At 69.4% G+C, this 13,605-nt stretch carries 14 protein-coding genes; 9 read left to right on the top strand and 5 right to left on the bottom strand.

What is annotated here, in order from left to right:
- Positions 1-14 precede the first annotated feature (14 nt).
- Positions 15-1,142: an MBL fold metallo-hydrolase gene (locus F9C12_RS34270; protein WP_409463166.1), complete on the top strand. Its 1,128-nt coding sequence runs from the start codon at positions 15-17 to the stop codon at positions 1,140-1,142.
- Here the strand turns inward: F9C12_RS34270 and F9C12_RS34265 are convergent.
- The gene (locus tag F9C12_RS34265; RefSeq protein WP_409463165.1) at positions 1,139-2,209 is read right to left on the bottom strand and encodes a DUF6670 family protein; all 1,071 of its coding nucleotides are present in this window, start codon (positions 2,207-2,209) and stop codon (positions 1,139-1,141) included. The two genes, F9C12_RS34270 and F9C12_RS34265, sit on opposite strands and share 4 nt — an antisense overlap.
- Before the next feature lie 77 nt (positions 2,210-2,286).
- Between F9C12_RS34265 and F9C12_RS34260 the strand changes: the two genes are divergently transcribed.
- Positions 2,287-2,673, top strand: coding sequence for a winged helix-turn-helix transcriptional regulator (locus tag F9C12_RS34260; protein WP_409185895.1), 387 nt, complete (start codon positions 2,287-2,289; stop codon positions 2,671-2,673).
- A gap of 13 nt (positions 2,674-2,686) precedes the next feature.
- Here the strand turns inward: F9C12_RS34260 and F9C12_RS34255 are convergent, their stop codons facing one another.
- From F9C12_RS34255 to F9C12_RS34245, 3 genes are read right to left on the bottom strand one after another with little or no spacing between them, the layout of a single operon-like run.
- Positions 2,687-3,472, bottom strand: coding sequence for a hypothetical protein (locus F9C12_RS34255; protein ID WP_409463164.1), 786 nt, complete (start codon positions 3,470-3,472; stop codon positions 2,687-2,689).
- Between the two features lie 27 nt (positions 3,473-3,499).
- Positions 3,500-4,162: a response regulator gene (locus F9C12_RS34250; RefSeq protein WP_409463163.1), complete on the bottom strand. Its 663-nt coding sequence runs from the start codon at positions 4,160-4,162 to the stop codon at positions 3,500-3,502.
- Positions 4,159-5,256: a sensor histidine kinase gene (locus F9C12_RS34245; RefSeq protein ID WP_409463162.1), complete on the bottom strand. Its 1,098-nt coding sequence runs from the start codon at positions 5,254-5,256 to the stop codon at positions 4,159-4,161. The genes F9C12_RS34250 and F9C12_RS34245 overlap by 4 nt, the downstream gene beginning before the upstream one ends.
- A gap of 208 nt (positions 5,257-5,464) precedes the next feature.
- Between F9C12_RS34245 and F9C12_RS34240 the strand changes: the two genes are divergently transcribed.
- Positions 5,465-6,883 carry an alpha/beta hydrolase family protein gene (locus tag F9C12_RS34240; protein WP_409185891.1) on the top strand — a complete coding sequence of 473 codons (1,419 nt, stop codon included), beginning with the start codon at positions 5,465-5,467 and terminating at the stop codon, positions 6,881-6,883.
- Positions 6,884-6,974: 91 nt separating this feature from the next.
- Here F9C12_RS34240 and F9C12_RS34235 read toward each other — a convergent pair whose 3' ends face one another.
- Positions 6,975-7,514, bottom strand: coding sequence for a hypothetical protein (locus tag F9C12_RS34235; protein ID WP_409185890.1), 540 nt, complete (start codon positions 7,512-7,514; stop codon positions 6,975-6,977).
- 192 nt (positions 7,515-7,706) lie between these two features.
- Between F9C12_RS34235 and F9C12_RS34230 the strand changes: the two genes are divergently transcribed.
- Genes F9C12_RS34230 through F9C12_RS34205 form a run of 6 tightly spaced genes read left to right on the top strand, consistent with a single transcriptional unit; the run spans position 7,707 to position 13,534 of the window.
- A complete protein-coding gene (locus F9C12_RS34230; protein WP_409463161.1) occupies positions 7,707-9,218 on the top strand; it encodes a class I adenylate-forming enzyme family protein in 1,512 nt (503 codons plus the stop codon).
- A complete protein-coding gene (locus F9C12_RS34225) occupies positions 9,215-10,393 on the top strand; it encodes a thiolase family protein (protein ID WP_409463160.1) in 1,179 nt (392 codons plus the stop codon). The genes F9C12_RS34230 and F9C12_RS34225 overlap by 4 nt, the downstream gene beginning before the upstream one ends.
- Entirely contained in the window at positions 10,384-10,770 is a 387-nt protein-coding gene (locus F9C12_RS34220; protein WP_409463159.1) for a Zn-ribbon domain-containing OB-fold protein, read from the top strand. Before F9C12_RS34225 ends, F9C12_RS34220 begins: the two co-directional genes overlap by 10 nt.
- Positions 10,771-10,807: 37 nt before the next feature.
- Positions 10,808-11,590, top strand: a complete 783-nt coding sequence (locus F9C12_RS34215) for an IclR family transcriptional regulator (protein ID WP_409185886.1) — start codon at positions 10,808-10,810, stop codon at positions 11,588-11,590.
- A gap of 16 nt (positions 11,591-11,606) precedes the next feature.
- The gene (locus F9C12_RS34210) at positions 11,607-13,160 is read left to right on the top strand and encodes a methylmalonyl-CoA mutase family protein (protein ID WP_409463158.1); all 1,554 of its coding nucleotides are present in this window, start codon (positions 11,607-11,609) and stop codon (positions 13,158-13,160) included.
- Positions 13,157-13,534, top strand: coding sequence for a cobalamin B12-binding domain-containing protein (locus F9C12_RS34205; RefSeq protein WP_409463157.1), 378 nt, complete (start codon positions 13,157-13,159; stop codon positions 13,532-13,534). Before F9C12_RS34210 ends, F9C12_RS34205 begins: the two co-directional genes overlap by 4 nt.
- The last annotated feature ends 71 nt before the right edge of the window (positions 13,535-13,605 follow it).

Raw genomic sequence — 13,605 nt, 5'->3', positions numbered from 1 at the left:
CCCCGGAGCGTCCTATGTGTCCTGTCCCTGGTTCGACGGCGGCTGCTGCCGCTTCGGTCACCCGCCGCTCGCTGATCGGCGGGGTGGGCGCCCTCGCCGCTTCGCTCGGCGTGGCGGCCGCTGGCGGTCCCTCGACGCAGGCCGCGGCGGCGTCGGTCGCTTCGCCCGCGCGGTCCCGGCTGGAGGTGATCCTGTTGGGCACCCAGGCCGGGCCGCCCGTGTCGTCGGACCGCAGCGGGATCGCCACGGCGCTGGTGGTGGACGGGCGCACCTACCTTGTCGACTGCGGCCGGGGCGCGACCACCCAGTTCGTGCGGGCCGGGTTGAAATTCCGGTCGCTCGAAGCCATTTTCCTCACCCATCTGCACGCCGACCATGTCGCCGATTACTACGACTTCTTCCTTCTCGGCGGCAGCGTGCCGGTCTACGGCGGGGACAACGTGGCGCGGCCGGTCAAGGTGTACGGGCCGGGACCGGCCGGCGGCCTGCCGCCGAAGTTCGGGGGCGGCGAGGCGCCCACGGTCTCCCCGGAGCATCCCACGCCGGGAACCGCTGACCTGACGCGGCGCTGTCACGACGCCTACGCCTACAGCAGCAACGTTTTCCTGCGGGACATGGGAATCGCGGACATCCGGACGCTCGCCGACGTCCGCGAGATCGCGCTTCCCGAGGTGGGAGCCAGCTTCCGCCGCACCCACCCGGCGATGCGGCCGTTCCTGGTGCTGGAGGACGAACGGGTCCGGGTCACCGCGACGCTCGTTCCCCACGGGCCGGTGTTCCCCTCCTTCGCCTTCCGTTTCGACACCCGGTACGGCTCGGTGACGTTCTCCGGCGACACCACCTACAGCGACAACCTCGTCACCCTCGCCAAGGGTTCGGATCTGCTGCTCCACGAGGCCATCAACCTCGAAGGCATGAACCTCTCCCCGGTGTTCCGCGACCACCTGCTGGAGTCCCATGTGGAAGTGCAGAAAGTCGGCGGAATCGCGGAAAGCGCCGAAGCCAAGCACCTCGTGCTCACGCATTTGGGCAGTGCGAACGGCTCCCGGATCAATCCGGCACAGTGGAGGAAATGGGCTCAGCGCGGATACGGCGGCCGGGTAACCGTGGGCGAAGACCTGCAACGGATCGTCGTGGCTTAACCGCCGTTTCGGGCCAGCCCGACGTACTCGTAATACCCGGTCCCGGAAACGGGTTGGCCGTTGTGGGTCCCCTCGTAGTCCATTCCCCCGAGCCAGCCTCGGCCCAAGCCGTAGATCACGTGGGAATCGGTGACGACGGACAATTCGGTGGGCGAACCCGAACCCGCCGGAATGAGCCAGCGGAACCGGCGCGGCAGCCTGGTCCGGGCGCCGTCCGGGGCGATCACCGGTTCGTCGTGGTATTCGAGCACGTCCAGGCGCACTCCCCGGACCTGCCGCCGGTCTTCGCCGTCGAGGTCCTTCAGGTAGGCGGCCGGCGCCATCCGGCCGCCCATTCCCATGCCCGCCAGCATCAGCAGGGTGCGCGGCCCGAGTTTGATCACCTGCCAGGTGAAGACGTCGATCGGCATTTTCAGCGCGCGGGGAACCGGGCGGTCGGCGATCGCGGTGGTCGAACTGATCCGTGCGTATTCCAACGACAGCAGCCCTTCGACCGGGCGGGATTCGCCGTGCCAGCGCAGCGTTCCCCGGTAGGTCGCCGGGTATCCGAGATGGTCGTAAACCGGGCTGCGAATGAACCGGGTGATCCGGTCGGCGCATTCGGCCTCGAGGTCGAGAGCGAAATCCGGCCGGCGGATCTGTATCCGGTAAGAGGGGAACTGTCCGGCGATGGTCAGCACGTCGGCGACGCGGAGCCGGGAACCGTCGGGGAGCAGATCGCAATCGTCGAAGACGTGGTAGGCGGAAAACCAGTCCGGCGCGGTCGCCGCCGTGCCGACCGCGAGAGTCAGGGTGGTGCGCGGCGACCCGACAACCGCGTGGTCGATGTCGAACGCGCGCATTCCCGGCCGGCCGACGAGGGTCGCGCATCCCAGGAAACGGTGCGGCGCGGGCAGATCCGGGATGACCACGTTCCAATGCGCCGCGGTGTATCTGCGCCCGGTCGTGTGCGGACGCAGGAATTCGCGGTGCGGGAAGGGCGCGTCGGTCTCCGCTCCCCCGTTGAGGAACCGGCGTGCCGCCGCGATCAACGCCGCCGCCGAGCGACGGCGAACTGCTCCGCCCATCCGTTCCGCCCTTCTTTCGCACCCGCGACGGACCGCGTGCGCGTGGTTCGATTTTCGAACCACCGTATAGTGAGCCCGTGAGCGAAGCAAGACCGCCGATCCCGGGCCAGCCCGTCCGCGGGTCCAAGACTGGACAGCCGCTCATGGCGGCTTTCGACCTTCTCGGGCGGCGCTGGGCCATTGTCATCCTGTGGCAGCTGCGCACCGAACCGGTTGGATTTCGAGATCTGCGGCGGGCTCTGCCGGACATCTCCTCCAGCGTGCTCAGCACGCGCCTGCGGGAACTGGCCGGCGCGGGCGTCACCGAAACCGCCGCGGACGGCAAGTACACGCTCACCCCGATCGGTCTCGAACTCCTCTACGCCCTCGCGCCGCTCAAGGCCTGGTCGCACAACTGGGCCAGGCACCTCGGAGTCAGCACCTTCGCCCTCGGCCATCCGCCGGAGAAGGACGGACTGATGTGACCGGCGCGCGGCTTCATCGCGCCGGACGCGGCGGCAGCGTGCCGAGCGGGCTGCGGCCGGTGCAGCCGCTGGCTCCGCATTCGCAGGCCCAGCGGTAGGGCGCGGTAGTACTGCCGGGAATCACGTCGCGCCCGGTGGCCTCTGCCCAGAGCCGTCCTTGCCGCGCCGCGGCGTCGTTTTCGAAGGCTCGCTGCTCCGCCAGTTCGCGTCCTGGAGCGAGCTTGCCCGCGATGCCGGGTTCGAGAGCGGAGCACACGGCGTCGTACGTCGCTGACCAGTCCGGGTTCTCGGGCACCTCGATCACCGGACGACCGGCGGCGGCGGCCTCGCCGCGGACCCGGTCAGCGAGCACGGTGTCGCGGGCGACGAGGCGTTCGAGACGCTCCGGGCCAGCGTCCGACCGAGACGCGCGCGCCGCACGGGTGCGCCCCGGCGTGGGAAGGAGGAACACCGCGCTTCCGACGGGCAGCGGGGCGGCCATCGACGGCATCAGCTGCGGCCCCTCGACCAGGACAGGCACGGGATCCGCGGCCCGGGCGCGCACGTCGGCGAGGACGAGCGGCAGGCGCGCGTGCGCCGTCGCGACGAATGCGGCCGCGGCGTGCTCGGGGCCTCGCGCGAGTTCCTCGTCGAGTGTCGTGCTCGCCGCGGGGAGCCGCTCCTGGTGGTCGTAGGTCCACAGGTCCACTGGGTGCAGCGGCAGGTCGAGATGCCGGCTCAACAACCACGCGATCGTGGACTTGCCGGATCCCGGAGCGCCGCCGATCCAGAGCATGGCCGGCCACGAAATCTCCCCCACCGGTTCGACCATACCGGCCGCCGAAGGTCACGAAGGGCGGATGAGGCGGCTTTCGTAGGCGAAGATCACGGCCTGGACCCGGTCGCGGAGTTCGAGCTTGTGCAGGATTCGCCCCAGGTGGGACTTCACGGTCGCCTCGGCGAGGTGCAGGGCGGCGGCGATCTCGGCGTTGGACCGGCCGGCGCCGACCTCGACGAGGACCTCGCGTTCCCGGGAACTGAGCCGGCTCAGCCGCTCGTCGCGGGCGGTGGCGGCGGGGTCCGGGAGGTGCGGGCGGAATTTCTCCAGCAGGCGGCGGGTGACGCGCGGCGAGACGACCGCGTCGCCGGCTGCCACGGTGCGGATCGCGGCAAGCAGTTCCTCGGGCCGGGTGTTCTTCAGCAGGAAGCCCGAGGCCCCGGCTTTGAGCCCGGCGAAGGCGTACTCGTCCAGGTCGAAGGTGGTGAGGATCAGGACCCTGGTCCGCGGGCAGTTCCGGAGGATCTGGCGGGTCGCCTCGATTCCGTCGGTCCCGGGCATGCGGACGTCCATGAGGACGACGTCGGGGCGCAGCTCGGCGGCGAGGCGGACGGCGTCGGCGCCGTTCCCGGCTTCGCCGATCGGCTCCAGGTCCGGCTGCGCGTCCAGAACCATGCTGAATGCCATGCGCAGCAACGCTTCGTCGTCGGCGATCAGGATGCGGATCGTCATGCGGACGCCGTCAAGTCGAGGCAGGTATGCACTCCCCAGCCGCCGCCGGGAAGCGGGCCGGCCTGCACCGTTCCCCGGTAGGCGGCCGCGCGCTCGCGCATTCCGGTGATGCCGTTGCCGAAACGGGTGACCGCAGAAGTCGGCGGGCCGGTGTCGGTGACGTCCACCGTGACGGTCTCGGCAGTGCATTCGATCCGGACCTTCGCGTGCGTGCCGGCGGGAGTGTGTTTGAGGGTGTTCGTCAAGGCTTCCTGTACCAGGCGGTAGACGGTCAGTTGCGCGGTCGCGGGGAGCTGCGCGTGGTCGCCGTGGAGGTCGAGTTCGGTCGGGAGCCCGGCGGCGCACATCTGGTCCGCGAGGGACTCCAGCTGCGCGATGCCGGGCAGCGGGTGCCGCGCCGCGTCCGGTTCGTCGGCTCGCAGGACGCCGAGCGAACGCCGCATGTCGGTCAGCGCCTGCCGGCCGGTTTCGGCGACCTGGAGCATCGCGGCGGCGGCTTTGCCGGACGACGGCTGCGCGTAACCGGCGGCGTCGGCGAGCGCGACCATGACGGACAGGTTGTGGGTGACGATGTCGTGCATCTCCCTCGTGATCCGGGCTCGCTCCTCGGCAACTGCCCGTTCCCGCGCTGCTTCCAGGTACGCACGGGTGGTCCGGTTGTTCCTTCCGAGGGCGGCCGCGGCGGCGACCATCGCGGTGAGCGCGACGAACGGGGTCAGGAACCCGCCGTCTGTCGCCCAGCGCAGGCAGGCGAGGACGGCCCCGATTTCGGCGACGACGACTGCGGCGAGGGTGGCGCGCTTGCCGGAGTTCGCGGCCACTGTGTAGAGAGCCACCAGCAGAGCGACGTCCGCGGGCAACTGCACGCCCGCCCACCACTGGACGAAAGCCGCAGCCGCCACCGCACCGAACACGGTGAGCGGGGCCCGGCGCCGCCAGGCCAAGGGCAACGCGAGTGCGACGGTGAGCGCGGCGGCCACCGGCAACTCCGCAGGTGCCCACATGGTCAAGACGTTGAGCAGCAGAAGCGCGGGCAGCAGCGAGTCCCACACTGTCGGCGGCAGCCGGGACGCCCAGCGCCGCTCGGTCCTCACAGCGCGATCGTAGGCCGCCGACCCGCCGCGCACATGAGCCTGCGGGCTGACCGCGGCGAGCCGGATTGCGACCGCGGAAGGAGTCCCGACACCTCCTGCGGTCGCACTCCGGCCGCTGGTTCCGGGGTTCGATTGCCACTGGAGACGCCATCGAGATCGGGTCCGGAGAGCGATGCGGCCGCGCAGGCCCGCGGCCGAACATGGCCCGGTGACCGAGATCATCCCGGGACTGAACCTGTCCCTGCTGGAAATCCTGACCCTGCTCAGCGCCGTCACGCTGGTGGTAGCGCGCTGGCTGCCCGCCCTGGCACGCCGGCGCGGCGCCATCGCCGCGGGAGTGGTGTTCCTGCCGTCCGCGATCGCGCTCGCCGTGACCGGGATCCGCTGGCAGCTGCTGCCGGTGCTGGCAGGCGCCATGCTCGCCTTCCTTCCGTTGGCGCGAAACCGTCCTCGGCGGATCCGCTTGGCGCTGCCGGGATCGCTGGCCTGCTTCGCCCTGATCGCCACCGGCCCCGTGACCGCGTGGGCCTTCCCCGTCCCCGGCTTCCCCGCGCCCTCCGGCGGCTTCGCGGTCGGCACCCGCGTGCTGCAGTGGACCGACCCGAACCGCCCCGAGACCTTCACCGCCGATCCGCAGGACCGGCGCACGGTCGTCGCCCAGCTCTGGTACCCCGCGCGAGACAGTGCTGACGCACCGCGTGCGCAGTACCTCGGACGCACGACGGACGAAGCACGCACGGTCGCCGAAGCACTCGCCCGCGGAGTCGGCCTGCCGGGTTTCCTGCTGGACGATGTCCCGCGCGCCCGCACCCACGCGATTCCCGACGCCCCGGCGGCCAGCGAAGGCGGACGGTTTCCGATCGTGCTGTTCTCGCCGGGGTCGAGCGGCGTGCGTACGCAGAACACCGCGTGGGCGGAGGAACTCGCCAGCCACGGCTACGTGGTCGCCGCGCTAGACCACCCGTACGACTCCGCCGCCGTCGTGCTCGCCGACGGCCGGACGATCACCACCGCGACCGTCTCCACCGGAGACCGGGACGAGGACAACCGCCTTGGCGAAACCTGGACCGCGATCCGGGCCGCCGACCTCAGCTTCGCGCTGACCCAACTGGAAGCCCTCAACCAAGGCGGCTCCGATCCGCTGGCCGGACGCCTGGACACCAGCCGGGTCGCCGCGACCGGCCACTCCATGGGCGGTGCCGCCGCACTGCAAGCGGCCAGACAGGACCACCGGATCGCCGCGGTCGTCGATCTGGACGGCTACCCGCGCGGCCCCCTGTCGCCCGCACTGGACCAGCCGACGCTCGCACTCACCCAGGCCGTCACCCCGGCCACCGACCCTCGTTACCTGCCCCAGCTCACCGAGGTGCTAGCCCGCGGGACAGCGACGAACTACCGCCTCACCCTCCCGGGCGCCGCACACCTCACCTTCACCGACGGTCCGCTGTACTTGCCGCCGGTGCCTTCGATAACCGGTTCGCTGGGCCGGGCCGAGAGCCCGCACGTGGTCGCGGCTGCCACTCTGGTGTTCTTGGATTCGGTTCTGCGTAACGGGTCTGGTGATGTGGCGGGGGTTCTGGCGGGGTATGGGGAGGTGCGCGTTTTTTCTCCGGGGCACAATCGCTGAGTGAGCTTTGTTCCGCGAAACCTTCAGCGCTCGCCAGCTCTCCTCCACGGACAGCCGACCTGCCACGACTTGATCGTCCAGTTCGGCCTGGTCAGGCCAGACTGGCAGCCTTGAGCCACAACGTGAGCGGGACCGTCAACGGATACAGCACGAAAACCCACAACGACCGATCAATACGTCTTCCTCGCCCCTCGACCTCCGTGTCACGGACCGCACGGCTGTGCTCCAACGCAGCGGACAACCGACGTTCGTTCTTCCCGGCGCGTGAACGGTAGCGGCGGGAAATCTTGGACAGCAGCCAAAGATGGTCGAACTCCCACCGGATACTGCTGTTTTCCAGCCCAATTTCAATCTGGTTTCCGCGCTCGCGGACGAAATAGACCTGTTTCCAAGGAACTTTCAGCGACCCGACCGCGTACACGACCTCCACCTCATGCCCGTCCCAGGCGATTCGGGGTCGCAAGCCGCTGCGGCGGATCACTTCGAGCAGCACTGCGGCCAGCGGCAGGGAAACCCCCAGCGGAGGCAACCCTCCGACGTCGTAGACGGCCGGGACTCCGGCGCTGAGGAACACTACGACGAAAGCGGCGAACACATTGATGAATCTGCTGCGCCTGATCTCGCCGTGCACCGTGTCCTCGTCAGTAGTCAGAGCCGCGCTCCCGCCGCGCCGCTGAGGATACCGCTGTCCGGACGAGGCGCGGCCGGGCAGCGCAGCGAAGCAAGCGGCTCCCCGGCAGCACCCCCCTTGACACAGCGTTTCATCAGACAATACGTTCTTGTCACCAGATGAAACACCCTTCAGCAAGGGGAGGCCGCTCGGATGGTTCTCGACACCGCCTGCTTGCTCCGTCGGGCCGGGGCCGCGCATCGGGGTCTTACGGCAGTCGACGACGGGCGTACGGCGCGCACCTTCGGCGAGCTTCTCGACCGCGCGGAGCGGCTGGCCAATGCGATGGACGCGCTCGGCGTTCCGGAAGGCGCGAGTGTCGGGATCCTGTCCGACAACCGCACCGAATTCGTCGAGACCGATTGTGCTCTGGCGCTCGGGCGACGGGTTCGCGTGGCACTCAACGCGAGGCTGCATCTGGAGGATTTCCGTTACGTAGCCGAGGATTCCGGACTCCGTGCGCTCTTCTTCGCCCCGAAATTCGCCGCCGAGGCGCACGCGCTGGCCGAGGAGTTCGGGATCGCGGTGATTCCGTTCGAGGACGATGCCAGCTTCCAGCACTCGTACGAGATGCTGATCGCCAGCGCACGAAGCGGGCCAGTGTTGCGGGACAGCGATCCCGAAGGGGCGGCGTGGATTTCCTACACCTCCGGGACAACTGGGCGGCCCAAGGGAGTCGTGCTGTCGCATCGGGCATTGCGCGAGGTGGCGTTGAACTTGCTGCTGGAGCTGGCACCGGTCCGCGAAGGGGAAAGGATTTTGCTCACCCAGGCCGTTTCGCACGCGTCGGGGTATTTCGTGTTGCCGTATTTGATCAGCGGCGCTGGCGTGCATGTCCTGCCGAAGTTCGATCCCGACGAGGTGTGGCACCGGTCCCGTGAAGAGCATTTCCGGACGCTCAAAGCGGTTCCGGCGATGCTCGAACCATTGCTGGACGCGGCGCGCGGCGAGTGGGGGTTCGAGACAATCGTCTACGGCGCGTCCAGCGTCGCGTTGCCGGTGCTGGAGCGCGCACTCGACCGGTTCGGGCCGACGTTGGTGCAGGACTACGGGCAGTCCGAAGCGCCGATGACGATTACCTGCCTCAGCAAGACCGATCATCTCGACCCGCAGGCCAGGCAATCCGCGGGCAGGCCGTGGAAATCGGTGGCGGTTGAGGTGCGCACCGACGATGGACGGGTCGCGCGGGCGGGCGAGATCGGGGAGGTCTACGTGCGCGGGTCGCATGTGATGACCGGATACCACCGCAAACCCGAGGCGACGGCAGCGGTGCTGGTCGACGGATGGCTGCGCACCAAGGACCTCGCGAGGGCCGACGAGCGCGGGTTCATTCACCTGCAGGGGCGCAATGACGAAATGATCAACTCCGGCGGGTACAACATCGCGCCGCGCGAGGTGGAAAACGAACTGTCCGCGCACGCGGCGGTGAGCGAGGCAGTGGTGCTCGGGCTGCCGGACCCGCGGTGGGGCGACGCGGTCACGGCGGTGGTGCGCTTGCGGGACGCCCAGGTCGCGTCCAGTCAGGAGTTGATCGAGTTCGTCCGTCCCCGGCTGGGGATTCGCACGCCGCGGCGGCTGGAGATCTGGGACGCCATTCCGCGCACCCCCTACGGGAAGGTCGACCGGGTGGAACTGCGGGACAGGCTGATCGGAGGGCTGGAATGAGCGTCGACGACATTGAGATCTTAGGCGTCGGGATGCATCCCTTCGGACGTTATCTCAACTCCTCGTTGAAAGATCTCAACCGTGTCGCGTGCGTATCCGCGCTGGTGGACGCGGGGCTCGAGGTGCGTGACGTCGACGCGGTCTACGCGGCCAACGCGATGGCGGGACTGTTGCAGGGCCAGGAGATGATCCGCGGGCAGTCGGTGCTGCGCGAGATCGGGATCGAGCGGGTTCCGGTGACGAATGTCGAGAACGCCTGTGCGAGCGGGTCCACCGCGTTGCGGCAGGCGGTCCTCGCGATCCGCGCCGGATCGGCGGACGTCGTGTTGGTCGCGGGCGTGGAGAAGATGTTCGTGGAGGACCGGTCTCGGACGCTCGCGGCGCTGGAGTCGGCGGGCGATCTCGACGTGGTGTCCGGGATCGGGCTGCAGTTCACCGCGGTTTACGGGATGCGGCTGCGCAAGCTCATCGCGGCGGGCAAGCTCACCATGGACGATCTGGTCGCGGTTTCGGTGAAGAGCCACGCCAACGGCGAGCGCAATCCGTATGCCCAGCACCGGAAAATCGTCAGCCGGGAGGAAGTGCTGGCGTCGCGGCCCATCGCTGACCCGTTGACCTTGCTCATGTGCAGTTCGATCTGCGACGGCGCGGCGGCGGTCGTGGTCGCCCGGCGTGGGGCGGTTCCGGCGACAGAGAGACCGACCGTCCAGATTAGAGCAGCACAGGCGGCAACTGGATATACCACCACCGGGGACGAGCCATCTCTGACCGAGCTGTGCGCGGCAGCGGCCTATGCGGAAGCGGGGTTCGGCCCCGAGGACATCGACGTCGCCGAGGTACACGACGCGATGGCTCCTGCCGAACTCATCGCGTACGAGCAGCTCGGCTTCTGCAGTCCAGGCGACGCCGGCGCGCTGCTCGCCAGCGGCACGACCCAGCTCGACGGGGCCCGTCCGGTCAATCCCAGCGGCGGGCTGTCGTCGCGCGGCCACGCGGTCGGGGCGACCGGGCTGGCGCAGATCGCCGAGCTGACCTGGCAGTTGCGCGGCGAGGCCACCGGACGGCAGACACGGCAGCCGCGCATCGGCCTCGCCCACAACAACGGCGGCTGGCTGGAGGGCGAATCAGCCGTCTCGTGCGTACATCTGCTGGAGAGGACCGACCCATGGGACTGAACGCCGCCTTGAAGGTTCCGGCCACCGGCGAACGGCCGCGCGACAACGGGCACGCGCTCGTCGGCAGCCGTTGCGGGCAATGCGGCGCGGCCTCGTTCCCGGCGCGCGCGGTCTGCCACCGATGCGGGACGGCCGCGCCGGCGGAGCACGCGTTCGCGGCGACCGGCGTGCTGCTCACCTACACGACCGTGCACGTCCCCCGGCCAGGGCTGCCCGCGCCGTACACGCTCGGCCAGATCGCCCTCGACGACGGCGGGCCGATGGTGTTCGGCCAGGTCCGGACCGGCGGGTCCGCACCCGAAGCCGGGATGGCCGTGCGCGTGCGGATCGGCGAGACCCCGCGCTACTGGTTCGAGCCCGAGCGTTTCGCTGGTTGATACGGTGACCTCACTCGACAAAACGCAGAGGTGGCCAGTGACTGAAACCCCCGACGGCTCCACGGTCCGCGCGGTGAGCCGGGCGATCGACATCCTGTTCGCGCTCGGGCACAGCCCGCTGACGCTCGGCGACGTGGCCGAGGTCGTCTCGCTGTCGAAGCCGACGACCTACCGGCTGCTGAGCACGTTGCGCGCCAAGGGAATGGTCGTGCAGGACCAGGCCAGCGGGCATTACGGACTCGGCCCCGGCTGCTTCCACCTGATGTCGTCGATTTCCAACGGCAATGCGGGTTTCATCTTCGAGGCGACCGACGCGCTGGAGCAACTGCGCGACGTCACCGAGGAAACTGTCGCGGTGCACGTGCGTGCCGGCCGGTCCCGCATTTGCGTGAAGGAACTGCCCAGCCCGCACCTCATCCGTTACATCGCGGGCGTCGGCGTTTCCGAGGGCATCCACACCGGTTCGGCGGGCAAGACGCTGCTCGCGTTCATGCCCGAGGCCGAGCGCGAGCGCCTGCTCAAGGACCTTCCGCTCAACCCCACGACGCCGAATACGATCACCGACCTCGAAACCCTGCGCGCCCAGCTGACGCGGATCGCGGCCGAGGGCATCGCGCACAGCCACGGCGAACGGGCGGTGGGCGCGGTCGGCGTCACCGCGCCGATCACGGACGCGAACGGTTTCGCACTCGCGGCGTTGAGCGTCATCGGACCGGAAGGCCGGCTCGGCAAAGAAAAAATCGCCGCGATCGAACGTCACGTCAGGGAAGTCGCGGCGCGGATTTCGGCGACGGTGTCCGGAGCATCCGAAGTGGACTGAACGAGACGGAGGCCCAGTGCCCCACCACGACGACATCACCACGGCGAACGACGGCCGGGTCCCGGTTCGCATCCGGTACGAGCCGACCGCTGCCGAGCCCGCGCTGAAAGCGTGGAGCGACAACAGGATTGCCGAACCCGGACCGTTCCGGCCGCGCTTCATGGTCTACTCCGGACTCGGCTCGCCCGCGATGACCGCGGAACGACTCGCCGTGCTGCAGGAGGTCGGCGCGGAATCGTTCCTGCTGGCCGCGGACCTTCCGTCGCAGCTCGGTTTCGATCCCGACCACGAGCTTTCGCACGCTCAAGTCGGCCGGGCCGGAGTGTCGTGCGCGACGCTCGACGATTTCGGCACGATCTGCTCCCGGCTCGACCTCGCGACCGCCGACAGCCTTGGCATGCTGCAGAACTCGCTCGGGCACGTCGCGCTCGGGATGGTCCACAGTGTACTGTCCGATCGCGACGCCCGGCACGTGAAGCTAGTGATGCAAAACGATCCGCTCAAGGAATTCACCGCGCGCGGCACCGAAATCCACTCCCCCGCGCAAGCACTGCGGATCGCCGCCGACTGCGTCGCGTTCGCGATCGACGAAGGAATGCCTGGTGCGGCGCTGACCGTCTGCTCCAACCATTACGACGTCGCGGGCGCGGGACCGTTGTTAGCGGTCGCTTTCGCTTTCGGCAACGCCATCGCGTACCTGGACGAACTGGTCGGCCGCGGCTACGAACCCGCGGCCGTCGCCGAGAAGTTGATGTTCTTCCTCAACGAACGCAGCGATTTGTTCGTGGAAGCCTCGGTTTTCCGCACCGCACGCATCCTGTGGAGCGAGATTCTGCGCGACCGCTACGGAATTCCGGTCGCCGAGCAGCCGGTCGCGAAACTCATGGGTTACGCGCATGGGCTGGAATCCGCCGACGAACCGCTGGTCAACATCCCGCGCGTGACGCTCAGCGTCCTCGGTTCCATGCTCGGCGGCGTCGATTACCTCTGCGCCACCGGTTACGACGAGGCGTTGCGCATCCCGTCCGCCGACGCCGCCGCGCTCGCCGTGCGCACGATGCAGGTCGTCGCGTACGAACACGGCACGCTGACGACGATCGACCCGCTCGCGGGCAGCGCCAAACTGCGCGACGTGGACGAGCAGGTGCTGCGCAAAGTCCGGCTCGAACTCGACCGGCTCGCCGAAGCCGGCGGTCCGCTCGAAGCCATCGAGAACGGCTATATCGCCGGCCGGATCGACGAAAACCGAGGTGCCCGCCAGGAACAACTGAGAACCGGCGAGCGGCTGATGGTCGGCCACGGCGTGTTCGACGCCAAGGCCCGCGCGGAGTGGTTCGCGGGCAGGAGTTCGGGCGAGCTCGATTTCGCCAAGGTCGAGCGGGAGGCCGTCGAACGGATCACCGAGCACAAGCGGCGCCGCGACACCGCGCTGGCCGACCGGGCGCTCAAGGCCGTCGAGACCGCGGCCGCGGGCACCGAGAACCTGGTCCGGCCCAGCATCGAGGCGCTGCGGGCGGGCGCCACCTCCGCCGAGATCGTCGGCGCCACCCGGGAAGGGTTCGAGAGATGAAGCGCGTAGTGCTGGCGAAACTCGGGCTCGACGGCCACGACGTCGGCGTCCGGCTGATCGGCAAGCACCTCGCCGACGCCGGGTTCGAGGTCGTCTACCTGGGCAAACGCGTGGCGACGGCGACGATCGTGCAGGTCGCGGTCCAGGAGGACGCCGACGCGGTCGGGCTCAGCTGCCTCAGCGGCGGGCTCGGCCACTTCGCGTCGCTGACCGTCGAGGGGCTGCGCCGCGAGGGCTCCGACGTCCCGGTCCTCGCCGGCGGCATCGACGAGCCCGCCGAAATCGACCGCATGCTGGCGGCGGGCGTCCACCGGCATTTCGGGCCCGGGGCGTCGATGGAGGAGATCGTCGAGGCCTTTCGAGAGGCGACCTGACGCCTTCCGCCGCCCACCTCCCGCTCGGCCGAGCCGGAGGTCCCGATCCTGCCCCGCGGAAGCCCGGCACG

The sequence above is a fragment of the Amycolatopsis sp. GA6-003 genome (assembly GCF_046267895.1).
Taxonomy (GTDB): Bacteria; Actinomycetota; Actinomycetes; order Mycobacteriales; family Pseudonocardiaceae; genus Amycolatopsis.
The sequence above is the reverse complement of the archived record's forward strand: the minus strand, read 5'-3'. Positions and strand labels throughout refer to the sequence as shown.

Coding starts and splice junctions, on each gene's coding strand:
- F9C12_RS34250 (WP_409463163.1), bottom strand. CDS start 4,162: ATGACGATCCGCATCCTGATCGCCGACGACGAAGCGTTGCTGCGCATG.
- F9C12_RS34265 (WP_409463165.1), bottom strand. CDS start 2,209: ATGGGCGGAGCAGTTCGCCGTCGCTCGGCGGCGGCGTTGATCGCGGCG.
- F9C12_RS34225 (WP_409463160.1), top strand. CDS start 9,215: ATGAGCGTCGACGACATTGAGATCTTAGGCGTCGGGATGCATCCCTTC.
- F9C12_RS34220 (WP_409463159.1), top strand. CDS start 10,384: ATGGGACTGAACGCCGCCTTGAAGGTTCCGGCCACCGGCGAACGGCCG.
- F9C12_RS34205 (WP_409463157.1), top strand. CDS start 13,157: ATGAAGCGCGTAGTGCTGGCGAAACTCGGGCTCGACGGCCACGACGTC.
- F9C12_RS34270 (WP_409463166.1), top strand. CDS start 15: ATGTGTCCTGTCCCTGGTTCGACGGCGGCTGCTGCCGCTTCGGTCACC.
- F9C12_RS34230 (WP_409463161.1), top strand. CDS start 7,707: ATGGTTCTCGACACCGCCTGCTTGCTCCGTCGGGCCGGGGCCGCGCAT.